Source organism: Lysinibacillus sp. JNUCC-52, assembly GCF_015999545.1.
Lineage (GTDB): Bacteria > Bacillota > Bacilli > Bacillales_A > Planococcaceae > Lysinibacillus.
Genome location: NZ_CP065546.1, coordinates 2951624 through 2968315 on the forward strand (window position 1 = coordinate 2951624; position 16692 = coordinate 2968315).

Sequence of the window (16692 nt, forward strand, 5' to 3'; positions counted from 1 at the left end):
GTTCCTAATTATCTGTTGCAGCTGAGGTGATACCATGTTTAAAAATAGTATTGTACAAGTGACACAAGATTTTGAACGATTCAATGATGAAGAGCTTATTGAAATGGTGCATCAAGGTAATACAGATGCGTTAGATTTTTTAATTACAAAATACCGTTTGCTAGTAAGAGCAAAGGCAAGGTCCTATTTTTTAATTGGGGCTGATAAAGAAGATATTGTGCAAGAAGGTATGATTGGCTTGTATAAGGCAGTCCGCGACTTTAAAGGGGACAAGCTGGCTTCTTTCCGAGCTTTTGCAGAGTTATGTATTACAAGACAAATTATTACAGCTATTAAAACCGCAACAAGGCAAAAACATATTCCGCTAAATTCCTATGTTTCTTTAGATAAGCCTATTTTTGATGAAGAATCAGATCGCACATTGATGGATGTGTTAACGGGCGCTATTATGGATGATCCAGAAGAGTTAATGATTCATAGAGAAGAGTTTGGTTATTTAGAAGAGAAAATGAGCGAAATTTTGAGTGAATTGGAGCTACAAGTATTAGCTCTATACTTAGATGGACAATCTTATCATGAAATTTCTGCAAAATTGAATCGGCATGTGAAGTCAATTGATAATGCTTTGCAACGAGTTAAGCGGAAATTAGAGCGTCATTTAGTGCTCGAGGAAATGTTATAGAGCGCATGTACCCTTGTTGACATTGACAATTTTAGGTGTTAGTCTTTAAAAGACAAAGTGCCGAAAAGGTGATTTCATGACAAAGAAAGTCGTGCTAAATTGCGAAAAATGCGGATCGAGAAATTACACATTTCCTGCTAAGGGAGATACTACTGTACGTCTCGAATTAAAGAAATTTTGCTCGCATTGCAATGAACATACAGTGCATAAACAAACGTTATAAAATATTTTGTAAATAGACAGATATGATTGATTCGGAGGTTAGGCTAGAATGGGCAAGATTAAAAGTTTTTTCAGCGACGTAATGTCGGAAATGCGAAAAACTAGCTGGCCAAAAAGTAAAGAACTGACGAAATATACAGTCGTTGTAATTTCAACTGTAGTAATTATGGCTTTATTTTTTGTGTTAGTAGACTTAGGTATTTCATCATTATTCCGCTGGTACTTAGATTTATAATTTAGAAAAGAGCATGTTAATACTTTTGAAAATAGCCCGTCCATTACAATAACGGGTTTTTTCGTTTGTTTTATGAAGTGAAGAGCAGTAAAATGTTCTCATTATGATAAGTGTGACTACCAGTATAAGTATGTTGGTAGCGATAGATGACTATGCTAATTAGGTATATATCATCGAGCTTTCGCTTGCTATGGCGAAAGCTATGTTTTTCTATTGGGAAGTTTGTGAAAAAGAATAAAGGATGCACTTTGCATATCGCGATCATTTTCACTTTTATTTGTAAGGGAGGGACGGACGAATAGTCCTAGCAGTTATGGAGAAAAATTGGTATGTTGTTCATACGTATTCGGGGTATGAAAACCGTGTAAAAGCAAACCTAGAAAAACGTGTTGAAACAATGGGGATGCAAGATAAAATCTTCCGTGTGATCGTGCCTGAGCACGAGGAAACAGAAATGAAGGACGGCAAAAAGAAGACAATGATGCGTAAGGTCTTCCCTGGTTATGTTCTAGTAGAGCTAATTATGACAGATGATTCTTGGTATGTTGTCCGCAATACACCAGGCGTAACTGGCTTTATCGGCTCATCAGGTGGTGGGGCAAAACCAACACCTTTATTACCAGAAGAAGCAGATCGTCTATTAGAGCAAATGGGTATGACTGATAAAATTGTTGAAATCGATATTACTATTGGTGAAGCAGTTGAAGTATTAGAAGGACCGTTTGCACACTTCCAAGGACGTGTTGAAGAAATCGACGCTGAAAAAGGAAAACTGAAAGTATCTGTAGATATGTTTGGTCGCGAAACGATTATGGAACTGGATTTTGAGCAAATTCAAAAATTATAGTTTTACTTTCTAGTTAACATATTACGTATGATTAAGCGTATATCGCAGATTTTGTTAATTACTACTTGCTTAAAAAAATTAAAAGTGGTATCATTTCAAAGGTCAGACTGTCATACTTCGGATGACGTCTGTAATGATAATTTTAATGTTATCGGCACTTAGCTGACAGACAGATATTGAGTGGGAGGGGCAACCCAATTACCACATCACGGACTTAAGGAGGTGTGTCTCGTGGCTAAAAAAGTTATTAAAGTTGTTAAACTTCAAATCCCTGCTGGTAAAGCAAACCCAGCTCCACCGGTTGGTCCTGCATTAGGTCAAGCAGGTGTGAACATCATGGGATTCTGTAAAGAATTCAATGCGCGTACTGCTGATCAAGCTGGTCTTATTATTCCAGTTGAAATTTCAGTATTTGAGGACCGTTCATTTACTTTCATTACGAAAACTCCACCTGCAGCAGTTTTACTTAAAGTAGCAGCTGGTATCCAATCTGGATCTGGTGAACCAAACCGTAAAAAAGTTGCAACGGTTAAACGTGATAAAGTTCGCGAAATCGCTGAAACTAAAATGCCAGACCTTAACGCTGCTTCAGTTGAAGCTGCTATGTTAATGGTTGAAGGTACTGCACGAAGCATGGGTATTGTTATCGAAGACTAATCCCAGTTACTTGATGTTTTTGTTTTTGGAAGGTTGCGGAGTTTCTTTGTGAACGCGCAACCTTTATTCGTGGGAGGTAAAATCCGCTATAACCACAATCAAGGAGGAAATATATAATGGCTAAAAAAGGTAAAAAACTGCAAGATGCAGCGAAATTAATCGACCGTAACAACGTATACGGCGCACAAGAAGCAATCGAACTTGCTCAAAAAACTAGCTCAGTAAACTTCGACGCTACTGTAGAAGTTGCTTTTCGTTTAGGAATCGATACTCGTAAAAATGACCAACAAATCCGTGGAGCAGTAGTACTTCCAAACGGTACTGGTAAAACTCAACGCGTATTAGTTTTCGCTAAAGGTGAAAAACTTAAAGAAGCAGAAGCTGCTGGCGCTGATTATGTAGGCGATGCAGAATACATCCAAAAAATCCAACAAGGTTGGTTTGACTTCGATGTAATCGTAGCAACTCCTGATATGATGGGTGAAGTTGGTAAACTTGGTCGCGTATTAGGACCTAAAGGTTTAATGCCAAACCCTAAAACAGGTACAGTTACTTTCGACGTAACAAAAGCAATCGAAGAAATCAAAGCTGGTAAAGTAGAATACCGCGCTGACAAAGCTGGTATTATCCACGCTCCTATCGGTAAAGTTTCTTTCTCTACAGAAAAATTAGTAGAAAACTTCTTAACTGTATTTGACGTTGTTCAAAAAGCAAAACCTGCTGCAGCTAAAGGTACTTACATGAAATCTGTAAATGTTACAACTACAATGGGTCCAGCTATCAAAATTGATGCTGCTAACGTAGTAGTAAAATAATTTATTATAAATCGGTTGACAGCTATCCGTATCTTTGGTAAGATGGATGCTGTTGTGAATCATCCATTTGTACCGTAGACAGTAGGAGTGACTTGTCACTTAATGATCCTACCGAGGACATCGGAATTCGGATTCTTATTTTAAAGATGATGACTTTCAGCCTCTGTGTCTATATGACCCAGAGGCTTTACTTTTGTCGGTATAAATGACCCATTCTAATAGGAGGTGTCATCATGAGCAAAGCAATCGAAAACAAACAATCACAAGTGCAAGAAATCACTGAAAAATTCCAAGGCGCTGCTTCTGTAGTAGTTGTGGATTACCGTGGTCTTAATGTTGCACAAGTGACTGAACTTCGTAAACAACTTCGTGAAGCTGGTGTTGAGTTCAAAGTTTACAAAAACACTTTAACTCGTCGTGCTGCTGAAGCTGCTGGCGTTGAAGGAATCAATGAAGTATTAACTGGTCCTAACGCAATCGCGTTCTCATCTGAAGATGTTGTAGCCCCTGCTAAAATCATCAACGAGTTCGCTAAGAAAAACGAAGCTTTAGAAATTAAAGCGGGTATCATTGAAGGTACAATCTCTTCTGTTGAAGATGTTAAAGCACTTGCAGAACTTCCATCACGCGAAGGTCTTCTTTCAATGCTTTTATCTGTACTTCAAGCTCCAGTGCGCAACTTCGCACTTGCAACAAAAGCTGTTGCAGAACAAAAAGAAGAACAAGGCGCGTAATTCCTTACGTCGCATAACTTCTGCGGCTTGACCGCAAAAAACTAAAACCATATCCAATTAGGAGGAAATTATAATGAACAAAGAGCAAATCTTAGAAGCTATCAAAGCTATGACAGTTCTTGAATTAAACGATTTAGTAAAAGCTATCGAAGAAGAATTCGGTGTAACAGCTGCTGCTCCAGTAGCAGTAGTTGCTGGCGGTGCTGCTGCAGCTGAAGAAAAAACAGAATTCGACGTAGTATTAGCATCTGCTGGTGCTGAAAAAATCAAAGTAATCAAAGTGGTTCGCGAAATCACTGGTTTAGGTCTTAAAGAAGCTAAAGAAGTTGTAGATAACGCTCCTAAAGCTCTTAAAGAAGGCGTTTCTAAAGATGAAGCTGAACAAATCAAAGCTAAACTTGAAGAAGTTGGCGCATCTGTAGAAGTTAAGTAATCTCGTATTACTTTTATACAAAAGGAAGCTCGTCATTGTGGCGAGCTTTTTCTTCATTCTGAGGAGGCGTGAAAATGTCAGATCACTATTATACAAGTAAGCCTCAAACTGAAAGTAAACCTCGTCACTGGACGTTCAAGTTACTTGGGCATACGTTTTCCTTTGAAACGGATGCAGGTGTATTTAGTAAAAGCGAAGTAGATTTTGGATCCCGTGTATTAATAGATGCGTTTCAAATGCCAGATGTAGATGGTGCGATTTTTGATGTAGGCTGTGGCTATGGACCAATTGGATTATCAATTGCCAAGACGAATCCTGAGCGCACTGTTTTAATGATGGATATTAATGAACGAGCGGTTGCGCTTTCTCAAAAAAATGCGCAAGTAAACGGTGTTCAAAATGTACGAATATTTGTCAGTGACGGACTATCGAATGTAGATGATGAGGCGAAGGCTGCAGCTATTTTAACCAATCCTCCAATTCGGGCAGGAAAGGACACGGTTTTCCGCTTTTACGATGGTGCTTATAACAAGTTAGTGACTTCTGGAGAGCTATGGGTAGTAATTCAGAAGAAGCAAGGTGCGCCATCAACGGTTAGCTATTTAGAAGAAAAATTTTCTGAAGTCGATGTTGTGGAGAAGAAAAAAGGATACTGGATAGTGCGTGCAAAAAAATAAATGAAATATGTATAAAATATTGACTTGACAAAACGGCTATGATAATATGATACAATGCAAAAATATTATTTTGAGGTCGTGTGCCCTTTTGGTATATGAATGATTTTATATGGGTATACTTGCCAAGATAAGTTTAGTTAACCGAAAATGAGATCTTTTGAAGACTCGTTTTCTTTTTGTCTTTCGAAATCATACACTATTTGGATGATTTTGCAAAGACCTAATATCGCTTTATTGAGGGGTGAATGAGTTGACAGGTCAACTAGTTCAGTACGGACAACACCGCCAGCGTAGAAGCTTTGCGCGTATTAAAGAGGTGCTTGAGCTTCCAAATCTGATTGAGATTCAAACGGCGTCTTACGAGTGGTTCCTTGAAGAAGGTTTACGTGAAATGTTCCGTGACATTTCGCCGATCGAGGACTTTACAGGTAATCTTTCATTAGAATTCATCGATTATTCTTTAGGTGATCCTAAATATGATGTCGATGAGTGTAAAGAGCGAGATGTTACTTACGCAGCTCCATTACGCGTGAAAGTACGTCTTTACAACAAAGAAACAGACGAAGTGAAAGAACAAGATGTATTCATGGGTGACTTCCCATTAATGACAGAAACAGGTACGTTCATTATTAACGGTGCTGAACGTGTTATCGTTTCACAATTAGTTCGATCACCAAGTGTGTATTTCCATGATAAAACTGATAAAAACGGTAAAAAAGGCTTCGGTGCAACTGTAATTCCAAACCGTGGTGCTTGGTTAGAATATGAAACTGACGCGAAGGATGTAGTGTATGTACGTATTGATCGTACTCGTAAGCTACCAGTAACAGTGTTACTTCGTGCATTAGGTTTCGGTTCAGATCAAGAGATTATCGATATTATCGGTGATAACGAGTATTTACGTAATACGCTAGAAAAGGATAACTCTGAAAGTACTGAAAAAGCACTTTTAGAAATCTACGAGCGTTTACGCCCAGGTGAACCACCAACAGTAGAAAGTGCGAAAAGTTTATTATATTCTCGTTTCTTTGATGCTAAGCGCTATGATTTAGCGAACGTTGGTCGTTACAAAATGAACAAAAAGCTTCACATTAAAAATCGTTTATTCAACCAAACGATTGCTGAAACGCTTGTTGATCCAGAAACAGGCGAAATTTTAGTAGAGAAGGGCACTGTGCTTGATCGTCGTACTTTAGATAAGATTTTACCTTACCTAGAGGATTCTTCTAAAGGCATTGGCTACCGCACTTTATCACAAGTTGGCGGAGTACTTGAAGATGACGTTACAATCCAATCTATTAAAATTTATGCTCCTAAAGATGAAGCGCAAAAAGAAATCAATGTTATTGGCAATGCCTACATTGACGAAGAAGTGAAGAATATTACACCTGCTGATGTATTATCTTCAGTAAGTTATTTCTTCAACCTACTTTACCAAGTAGGAGCAACAGATGATATTGACCATTTAGGTAACCGTCGTCTTCGCTCTGTTGGTGAGTTATTACAAAACCAATTCCGTATCGGTTTATCTCGTATGGAACGTGTTGTACGTGAGCGTATGTCTATCAATGATACAGCCGCTATCGTACCGCAACAATTAATCAATATTCGTCCAGTAATTGCATCTATTAAAGAATTCTTTGGTAGCTCTCAATTATCTCAATTCATGGACCAAACAAACCCACTAGCAGAATTAACGCATAAACGTCGTCTATCTGCATTAGGGCCTGGTGGTTTAACGCGTGAGCGTGCTGGTTTCGAAGTACGTGACGTTCACTATTCTCACTATGGTCGTATGTGTCCAATCGAAACACCTGAGGGTCCGAACATTGGTTTAATCAACTCGCTGTCTTCATTCGCGAAAGTAAATAAATTTGGTTTCATTGAAACGCCATATCGTCGTATTGATCACGAAACTGGCCAAGTAACAGATCAAATTGATTACTTAACAGCTGACGAAGAAGATAACTACTATGTAGCGCAAGCGAACTCGCCATTAAATCCAGACGGTACATTTACTAACGAAGAAGTTGTAGGTCGTTTCCGTGGGGATAACACAGTTTTCAATAAGGCTCAAATGGACTATATGGACGTATCTCCTAAACAAGTAGTTTCTGCAGCGACTGCATGTATTCCGTTCTTAGAAAACGATGACTCTAACCGTGCGCTTATGGGTGCCAACATGCAACGTCAAGCGGTTCCTCTTTTAAATCCAGAAGCTCCGTTTGTTGGTACTGGTATGGAACACGTAGATGCGCGTGACTCTGGTGCGGCTGTAGTAGCGAAATACGATGGTATTGTGGAGCATGTTGAAGCTCGTTCAATCCATGTGCGTCGCATTGAAACAGTTGATGGTAAAGAAGTTAAAGGCGATTTAACAAAATATAAATTACAAAAATTCATTCGTTCAAACCAAGGTACTTCATACAACCAACGCCCACTTGTAAAAGTTGGCGAGCGTGTGAAACCTCGCGATATTTTAGCAGACGGTCCATCTATGGAAAACGGTGAACTTGCTTTAGGTCGTAACGTACTTGTTGCTTTCATGACTTGGAACGGGTTCAACTATGAGGATGCTGTTATTATGAGTGAGCGCCTTGTAAAAGACGATGTATATACTTCAGTTCATATTGAAGAATACGAGTCAGAATCTCGTGATACAAAATTAGGGCCTGAAGAAATTACACGCGACATTCCAAACGTTGGGGAAGATGCACTTCGTAACTTAGACGAACGTGGTATTATCCGTATCGGTGCGGAAGTACGCGATGGTGATATTCTTGTAGGTAAAGTAACGCCTAAAGGGGTTACAGAATTAACAGCTGAAGAGCGCTTATTACATGCAATCTTTGGTGAAAAGGCACGTGAAGTTCGTGATACTTCATTACGCGTACCACATGGTGCGGGCGGTATCATCCTTGACGTTAAAGTATTTAACCGTGAAGACGGCGATGAGTTACCACCAGGTGTTAACCAATTAGTTCGTGCTTACATTGTTCAAAAACGTAAAATCCGCGTTGGGGACAAAATGGCCGGACGACATGGTAACAAAGGGGTTATCTCTCGTATCTTACCGGAAGAGGATATGCCATTTATGCCAGATGGTACTCCTGTCGATATCATGTTAAACCCATTAGGTGTACCTTCTCGTATGAATATCGGACAAGTTTTAGAGTTACACTTAGGTATGGCTTCTCGTTACTTAGGTGTTCATATGGCAACACCAGTATTTGATGGTGCCAACGAAGAAGATGTTTGGGAAACAATGGAAGAAGCAGGGATGAACCGTGATGGTAAAACAATCCTGTATGATGGACGTTCAGGTGAACCTTTCGATAACCGTGTATCTGTTGGGATCATGTACATGATCAAACTTGCGCACATGGTTGACGATAAACTTCACGCACGTTCAACAGGTCCTTACTCACTTGTTACACAACAACCACTTGGTGGTAAAGCGCAGTTCGGTGGACAACGCTTTGGTGAGATGGAAGTATGGGCACTTGAAGCATACGGTGCAGCATACACACTTCAAGAAATTTTAACTGTTAAATCCGATGACGTTGTTGGTCGTGTGAAAACATACGAGGCTATCGTTAAAGGTGAAAGCGTACCAGAGCCTGGCGTTCCAGAATCATTCAAAGTATTGATTAAAGAACTACAATCTCTTGGTATGGATGTTAAAATGTTAACAATCAATGATGAAGAAGTAGAGCTTCGCGATTTAGACGAAGAAGAAGATCTTCAACCTGCGGACGCACTTAATATTGCGCCACAACCAGAAACAGAAGAAGAGCCAGTAGAGTCTTTTGAATAATGGATAAGGTTAAGTTCACATTCGTGTGAAGGGTCAAACTTATTTTTCAAATTAGTCGGGCAGGATTTAACGCCCTGCTCGACTTTTCTTTATGAATGAAATCAATCTATTTTTAATCTTTTGTCAAAAGGTATTTTTGCAAACGATTGTCGAGCTGCGTAAAAGAGTCTTTATAAAGACCTATAACTAGAGGGAGGTAGGCTCCTTGATAGACGTTAATGAATTTGAATATATGAAAATTGGTTTAGCATCCCCTGACAAGATTCGTTCTTGGTCATATGGTGAAGTAAAAAAACCAGAAACAATTAACTATCGTACATTAAAACCAGAAAAAGATGGTTTATTCTGTGAACGTATTTTCGGTCCTACGAAAGACTGGGAATGTCACTGTGGTAAATACAAACGTGTTCGCTATAAAGGCGTAGTTTGTGACCGTTGTGGCGTTGAAGTAACACGTGCAAAAGTTCGTCGTGAACGTATGGGTCACATCGAATTAGCTGCACCAGTTTCTCATATTTGGTACTTCAAAGGTATTCCAAGCCGTATGGGTCTTATTTTAGATATGTCTCCACGTGCTTTAGAAGAAGTAATTTACTTCGCATCTTACGTTGTAATTGAACCAGGTGCTACTAACTTAGAGAGCAAGCAATTACTTTCTGAAAAAGAGTACCGTGCATACCGTGAAAAATTCGGTGCAACTTTCGAAGCAGCAATGGGTGCAGAAGCAATCAAAAGGCTTCTTGGTAAAATCGATCTTGAAGATGAAACTCATTCTTTAAAAGAGGAGTTAAAATCAGCACAAGGTCAACGCCGTACACGTGCGATTAAACGTCTTGAAGTAGTAGAATCATTCCGTAACTCAGGTAACTCTCCAGAGTGGATGATTTTGGATGTACTACCTGTTATTCCACCGGAGCTTCGTCCAATGGTTCAATTAGATGGTGGTCGTTTTGCAACATCTGACTTAAATGATTTATATCGTCGTGTAATCAACCGTAACAACCGTTTAAAACGTTTATTAGATCTTGGAGCACCAAGCATTATCGTTCAAAACGAAAAACGTATGTTACAAGAAGCTGTTGATGCATTAATCGATAACGGTCGTCGTGGTCGTCCAGTAACTGGCCCAGGTAACCGTCCGTTAAAATCTCTTTCACATATGTTAAAAGGGAAACAAGGTCGTTTCCGTCAAAACTTACTTGGTAAACGTGTAGACTATTCTGGTCGTTCTGTTATCGTAGTAGGTCCTAACTTAAAAATGTACCAATGTGGTCTACCAAAGGAAATGGCGATTGAGCTATTTAAACCTTTCGTAATGAAAGAATTAGTAGAACGTGGTCTTGCGCATAATATTAAATCTGCTAAACGTAAAATCGAACGTTTAAACAACGACGTATGGGACGTTTTAGAAGATGTAATCCGTGAGCATCCAGTATTACTAAACCGTGCACCAACGCTTCACCGTCTTGGTATCCAAGCGTTTGAACCAACACTTGTTGAAGGCCGTGCAATCCGTCTTCACCCATTAGTATGTACAGCTTACAACGCTGACTTCGATGGTGACCAAATGGCGGTTCACGTACCATTATCAGCTGAAGCACAAGCTGAAGCTCGTCTTTTAATGCTTGCTGCACAAAACATCCTAAACCCGAAAGATGGTAAACCTGTTGTAACACCATCTCAAGATATGGTATTAGGTAACTATTATTTAACACTTGAGCGCGAAGATGCTCGTGGTGAAGGTTCAATTTTCTATGGACCAAACGAAGTTTTAATCGCATATGATACAGGTCATGTTCACTTGCATACACGTATCGCGATCAAAGCAAGTTCACTGAACAACCCAACGTTTACAGAAGAACAAAATAACATGTTCTTACTAACAACTGTGGGTAAAGTAATCTTTAACGAAATCTTGCCTGAATCATTCCCGTTCATTAACGAACCTACTGATTTCAACTTAGAGCAAGTAACACCAGAAAAATACTTCGCTAATTTAACAATTGACGAAGAAACTTTAGCAGAGCTTGAAGCAGATGCTGCATACAGCCAATTAGATGAAAAAGGTAAAGTAGAGGCACAACGTTCAGCAGTACTACGCAAACATTTTGCATCAGTACCTGTTGTAAACCCATTCCGCAAGAAATTCTTAGGAAATATCATTGCAGAAGTGTTTAAACGTTTCCACATTACTGAAACATCTAAAATGCTTGACCGCATGAAAAACTTAGGTTTCAAATACTCAACTCGCGCTGGTATCACTGTTGGTGTATCTGACATCGTGGTATTACCAGACAAAGGTGAAATCCTAGCTGAAGCACAAGAGAAAGTAGATAAAGTTCAAGCGCAATTCCGTCGTGGTTTCATTACAGAAGAAGAGCGTTATGACCGTGTTATCTCTAGCTGGAGTGCAGCGAAAGATGAAATTCAATCAAAACTGATGAAGTCACTTGAGAAAACGAACCCTATCTTCATGATGTCTGACTCAGGTGCCCGTGGTAACGCATCTAACTTTACACAGTTAGCTGGTATGCGTGGTCTGATGGCCAACCCGGCTGGTCGTATTATCGAACTTCCAATCAAATCTTCATTCCGTGAAGGTTTAACAGTATTGGAATACTTCATCTCAACACATGGTGCTCGTAAAGGTCTTGCCGATACAGCCCTAAAAACTGCCGATTCAGGTTACTTAACACGTCGTCTTGTTGACGTTGCACAAGATGTAATCGTTCGTGAAGATGATTGTGGAACTGACCGCGGCTTAACTATCGGAGCGTTAATGGAAGGTACAGAACTAATCGAAGCGTTAGACGAACGTATTGTTGGTCGTCATACGAAGAAAACGATTTTCCATCCAGAAACAGGCGATGTAATTTTAGAAAAAGACGGTTTAATCGACCAAGATGTCGCGCGTGTTATTACAGAAGCAGGTATCGAGGAAGTAACAATCCGTTCAGCATTCACATGTAATACAAAACATGGTGTATGTAAAAAATGTTACGGCATGAACTTAGCAACTGGTGAAAAAGTTGAAGTTGGGGAAGCTGTTGGTATTATTGCTGCTCAATCAATCGGTGAACCAGGTACTCAGTTAACAATGCGTACATTCCATACAGGTGGGGTAGCTGGAGACGATATTACTCAAGGTCTTCCACGTATCCAAGAGATTTTCGAAGCACGTAATCCAAAAGGTCAATCTGTCATTTCTGAGATTGCTGGTACGGTTTCAGATATTACTGAAATTCGTGAAGGTCTAAAAGAAATTACAGTTCAAGGTGACGTAGAAACTCGTAAATACCAAGCACCATATAATGCACGTCTGAAAGTTATCGAAGGTGACTCAATCGAACGTGGTCAAGTATTAACAGAAGGTTCTATCGATCCAAAACAATTATTAAAAGTAAAAGACGTTTCAACAGTTCAAGAATATTTACTAAAAGAAGTACAAAAAGTATACCGTATGCAAGGGGTAGAAATTGGAGACAAACATATCGAAGTAATGGTACGTCAAATGCTTCGTAAAGTTCGTGTAATCGAAGCTGGTGATACAGAATTATTACCTGGTTCATTATTAGATATTCACCAATTCTCAGAGGCAAATGTAGATGCTGTTATGAACGGCAAAAACCCTGCAACTTGTCGCCCAGTAATTCTAGGTATTACTAAAGCTTCACTAGAAACTGAATCATTCTTATCTGCTGCATCATTCCAAGAAACAACTCGTGTGTTAACAGATGCTGCAATTAAAGGTAAACGTGATGAACTTCTAGGATTAAAAGAGAACGTAATTATTGGTAAACTTGTTCCAGCAGGTACTGGTATGCAACGTTATCGTCAAATCCGCATTGAAAAAGATGAGCTTGACGCAGAAGATTTAGTTTCTGCTGAATAACTTAAACAAAAGCTCCGAAGAGATGGTAAAAGCGCCCTCTCTTCGGACTTTTTAAAGATATTAGTTGACAGTAGAAATTGATAATGATAATATATTGAAGGTTGATAGTTAACTGTCTGTACTTCGGAGGATATGAAAATGTCTTATGATAAAGTAAGGGCTAGTCAAACAATCATTGGTACAAAGCAAGCAGTAAAAGCAATGCAAGCTGGTTTAGTGAAAGAGCTTTTTGTGGCACTTGATGCAGACAATTGGGTAACCGATTCGGCCATATCTTTCGCGAGAGAAATCGGTATACCAGTTATTCTTGTCGAGTCTAAAAAGGAACTGGGCAAAGCCTGTGGAATCCATGTTGGAGCTGCAGTAGTTGCGATTGCTGTAGATTAGTTTTTGTGTATAAAACACAAAGACTTTGTTTTTACCCAAAAAATGAACCACCTGGATGTGTGGTATTAACAAGGAATAAATGAAGGGAGGAAATACCGATGCCTACAATTAACCAATTAGTACGTAAGCCTCGTCAATCTAAAATCACGAAATCAAAATCACCAGCGTTAAACAAAGGATATAACTCATTTAAAAAATCTTTAACTGATGTTAAATCTCCACAAAAACGTGGTGTTTGTACTCGTGTAGGTACAATGACACCTCGTAAACCAAACTCAGCGTTACGTAAATACGCTCGTGTACGTTTAACTAACCAAATTGAGGTTACAGCTTATATCCCAGGTGAAGGCCACAACTTACAAGAGCACAGTGTTGTTCTTATCCGTGGCGGACGCGTAAAAGACTTAGCGGGTGTTCGTTACCATATCGTACGTGGTGCTCTTGATACAGCTGGTGTAAACGGTCGTTTACAATCACGTTCTAAATACGGAACAAAACGCCCTAAAGAAAAAAAATAATTTAACACGTTAAGTGTTAACTAATGTTGAGTCTTACGTTGATATCACCAAAACTGAAATCATGCTAGCTGATTTCGCAATAAGTGATAACTTCGTATAAGGCCAACGTATAAAAATAAATCGATAATTATTCGAAAGGAGGAAAACACATGCCTCGTAAAGGTCCTGTTTCCAAACGTGACGTGTTACCAGATCCAATTTATAATTCAAAACTAGTAACTCGTTTAATCAATAAAATGATGGTTGATGGTAAAAGAGGTACTTCTCAAAAGATTTTATACGGTGCGTTCGAACTAGTTAAAGAACGTTCAGGTGAAAATCCAATCGAAGTATTCGAAGCTGCTCTAAACAACGTAATGCCAGTTCTTGAAGTACGTGCTCGCCGTGTTGGTGGTTCTAACTACCAAGTACCAGTTGAAGTTCGTCCAGAACGTCGTACTACTTTAGGTCTTCGTTACCTAGTTAACTATTCTCGTCTTCGTGGTGAAAAAACTATGGAAGAGCGTTTAGCTAACGAAATTCTAGATGCTTCTAACAACACTGGTGCATCAGTTAAGAAACGTGAAGATATGCACAAAATGGCAGAAGCGAACAAAGCATTCGCTCACTACCGTTGGTAATCTAAACATAGCATAAGCCCAATATGGAAGGAGAAATACCTAATGAAACGCGAATTCTCTCTAGAGAATACTCGTAATATTGGGATCATGGCTCACATTGATGCTGGTAAAACAACAACAACTGAGCGTATCCTTTATTACACAGGTAAGATTCACAAAATCGGTGAAACTCATGAAGGCGCTTCTCAAATGGACTGGATGGAGCAAGAGCAAGAACGTGGTATTACTATCACTTCTGCTGCGACAACAGCTCAATGGGCAGGCCACCGTGTAAACATCATCGATACTCCTGGACACGTAGACTTCACTGTAGAAGTAGAGCGTTCTTTACGCGTACTTGACGGTGCTGTAACAGTTCTAGATGCTCAATCTGGTGTTGAGCCACAAACTGAAACTGTATGGCGTCAAGCTACAACATACGGTGTTCCACGTATCGTATTCATTAACAAAATGGATAAAACAGGTGCAGACTTCTTGTATTCAGTAGGTACTCTACATGACCGTTTACAAGCAAACGCTCACCCAATCCAATTACCTATCGGAGCTGAAGATCAGTTCTCTGCTATCATTGACTTAGTTGAAATGAAAGCAACTTTCTACGGCGACGAAAAAGGTACTGCAGTAACTGAAGGTGAAATTCCTGAAGAACACCGCGAAATGGCTGAAGAATACCGTGAAAAATTAATCGACGCTGTTGCAAGTGTTGATGAAGAAATCATGGAAAAATATTTAGAAGGCGAAGAAATCACTGTAGCTGAGCTTAAAGCGGCTATCCGTCGTGCTACAATTGCAGTAGAATTCTACCCAGTAATCTGTGGTACAGCATTCAAACACAAAGGCGTACGCCCAATGTTAAATGCAGTTATCGATTACTTACCATCTCCAGTTGATGTACCAGCAATCAAAGGTACTTCAGTTGATGGTGACGAAGAGTTAGAACGTAAATCTTCTGATGAAGAGCCATTCTCAGCTCTTGCATTCAAAGTTATGACTGACCCATTCGTAGGTAAATTAACTTTCTTCCGTGTGTACTCTGGAACATTAGATGCAGGTTCATACGTACAAAACTCTTCTAAAGGTAAACGTGAACGTGTAGGTCGTATCCTACAAATGCACGCTAACTCTCGTGAAGAGATTTCTAAAGTATTCGCAGGGGATATTGCTGCTGCAGTAGGTCTTAAAGATACTACTACTGGTGATACACTTTGTGACGAGAAAAACCTAGTTATTCTTGAATCAATGGAGTTCCCAGAACCAGTAATTTCTCTTTCTGTAGAACCAAAATCAAAAGCTGACCAAGATAAAATGGGTCAAGCTTTACAAAAACTTCAAGAAGAGGATCCAACTTTCCGTGCTCACACTGACACAGAAACTGGACAAACAATCATCTCAGGTATGGGTGAACTTCACCTTGATATCTTAGTTGACCGTATGCGCCGTGAATTTAAAGTAGAAGCTAACGTTGGTGCTCCAATGGTATCTTACCGTGAAACATTCCGTAGCTCTGCAAAAGTTCAAGGTAAATTCACTCGCCAATCTGGTGGTCGTGGACAATATGGTGACGTAACGATTGAGTTCTCTCCAAATGAAGAAGGTAAAGGCTTTGAATTCGAAAACGCTATCGTTGGTGGTGTTGTACCTCGTGAATACATCCCTGCAGTTGAAGCAGGTCTTCGTGACTCTCTTGACCGCGGTGTAGTAGCTGGTTACCCACTAATCGACATTAAAGCGAAATTAGTATTCGGTTCTTACCATGACGTTGACTCGAATGAGATGGCGTTCAAAATCGCAGCTTCTATGGCTCTTAAAGAAGCAGCTAAACAATGTGATGCTGTAATTTTAGAACCAATGATGAAAGTAGAAGTTGTAATTCCTGAAGAGTACCTTGGTGATATCATGGGTAACATTACTTCTCGTCGCGGACGCGTTGAGGGTATGGATGCTCGCGGTAACTCACAAGTTGTTCGTGCAATGGTTCCACTTTCGGAAATGTTTGGTTACGCAACAACTCTTCGTTCAGCAACTCAAGGTCGCGGTGTATTCTCAATGACATTTGATCATTATGAAGAAGTACCAAAATCAATTGCTGCTGACATCATCAAAAAAAATAAAGGTGAATAATTGAATTTTCATCTTGCATAAAGTATAACTAATTT

General features: G+C 39.5%; 15 protein-coding genes and 1 other annotated feature. All 15 genes read left to right on the forward strand.

Going from position 1 to position 16692, the window contains the following annotated elements; all coding sequences use genetic code 11:
* Window positions 1-34: 34 nt before the first annotated feature.
* The 15 genes from sigH to fusA all read left to right on the forward strand — a co-directional run bounded on the left by sigH (window position 35) and on the right by fusA (window position 16657).
* Window positions 35-682, forward strand: coding sequence for an RNA polymerase sporulation sigma factor SigH (gene sigH / locus JNUCC52_RS14515; RefSeq protein WP_139859439.1), 648 nt, complete (start codon window positions 35-37; stop codon window positions 680-682).
* A gap of 76 nt (window positions 683-758) precedes the next feature.
* Entirely contained in the window at window positions 759-905 is a 147-nt protein-coding gene (gene rpmG / locus JNUCC52_RS14520; protein ID WP_139859437.1) for a 50S ribosomal protein L33, read from the forward strand.
* Between the two features lie 48 nt (window positions 906-953).
* Complete coding sequence (gene secE / locus JNUCC52_RS14525) at window positions 954-1139, forward strand: preprotein translocase subunit SecE (RefSeq protein WP_004233589.1); 186 nt, start codon at window positions 954-956, stop codon at window positions 1137-1139.
* Between the two features lie 313 nt (window positions 1140-1452).
* Complete coding sequence (gene nusG / locus JNUCC52_RS14530) at window positions 1453-1986, forward strand: transcription termination/antitermination protein NusG (RefSeq protein WP_139859436.1); 534 nt, start codon at window positions 1453-1455, stop codon at window positions 1984-1986.
* A 231-nt stretch (window positions 1987-2217) separates the two neighbouring features.
* A complete protein-coding gene (gene rplK / locus JNUCC52_RS14535) occupies window positions 2218-2643 on the forward strand; it encodes a 50S ribosomal protein L11 (protein WP_004233593.1) in 426 nt (141 codons plus the stop codon).
* 116 nt (window positions 2644-2759) lie between these two features.
* Window positions 2760-3458, forward strand: a complete 699-nt coding sequence (gene rplA / locus JNUCC52_RS14540) for a 50S ribosomal protein L1 (RefSeq protein WP_173479248.1) — start codon at window positions 2760-2762, stop codon at window positions 3456-3458.
* Between the two features lie 54 nt (window positions 3459-3512).
* Window positions 3513-3659: a sequence feature (ribosomal protein L10 leader region), on the forward strand.
* A gap of 32 nt (window positions 3660-3691) precedes the next feature.
* Window positions 3692-4192, forward strand: coding sequence for a 50S ribosomal protein L10 (gene rplJ, locus JNUCC52_RS14545; protein WP_173479249.1), 501 nt, complete (start codon window positions 3692-3694; stop codon window positions 4190-4192).
* A 73-nt stretch (window positions 4193-4265) separates the two neighbouring features.
* On the forward strand, window positions 4266-4625 hold the full coding sequence (rplL, locus tag JNUCC52_RS14550) for a 50S ribosomal protein L7/L12 (protein WP_010860618.1): 360 nt from the start codon (window positions 4266-4268) through the stop codon (window positions 4623-4625).
* 74 nt (window positions 4626-4699) lie between these two features.
* Window positions 4700-5302, forward strand: coding sequence for a class I SAM-dependent methyltransferase (locus JNUCC52_RS14555; protein ID WP_173479250.1), 603 nt, complete (start codon window positions 4700-4702; stop codon window positions 5300-5302).
* Between the two features lie 241 nt (window positions 5303-5543).
* The gene (gene rpoB / locus JNUCC52_RS14560; protein WP_228134202.1) at window positions 5544-9119 is read left to right on the forward strand and encodes a DNA-directed RNA polymerase subunit beta; all 3576 of its coding nucleotides are present in this window, start codon (window positions 5544-5546) and stop codon (window positions 9117-9119) included.
* 205 nt (window positions 9120-9324) lie between these two features.
* Window positions 9325-13011: a DNA-directed RNA polymerase subunit beta' gene (gene rpoC, locus JNUCC52_RS14565; RefSeq protein ID WP_173479252.1), complete on the forward strand. Its 3687-nt coding sequence runs from the start codon at window positions 9325-9327 to the stop codon at window positions 13009-13011.
* A gap of 138 nt (window positions 13012-13149) precedes the next feature.
* Entirely contained in the window at window positions 13150-13398 is a 249-nt protein-coding gene (locus tag JNUCC52_RS14570) for a ribosomal L7Ae/L30e/S12e/Gadd45 family protein (protein ID WP_024364379.1), read from the forward strand.
* Window positions 13399-13496: 98 nt separating this feature from the next.
* Window positions 13497-13916: a 30S ribosomal protein S12 gene (gene rpsL / locus JNUCC52_RS14575; protein WP_010860613.1), complete on the forward strand. Its 420-nt coding sequence runs from the start codon at window positions 13497-13499 to the stop codon at window positions 13914-13916.
* Between the two features lie 149 nt (window positions 13917-14065).
* Window positions 14066-14536, forward strand: coding sequence for a 30S ribosomal protein S7 (gene rpsG / locus JNUCC52_RS14580; RefSeq protein ID WP_024364378.1), 471 nt, complete (start codon window positions 14066-14068; stop codon window positions 14534-14536).
* 42 nt (window positions 14537-14578) lie between these two features.
* A complete protein-coding gene (gene fusA / locus JNUCC52_RS14585; protein WP_139860379.1) occupies window positions 14579-16657 on the forward strand; it encodes an elongation factor G in 2079 nt (692 codons plus the stop codon).
* The last annotated feature ends 35 nt before the right edge of the window (window positions 16658-16692 follow it).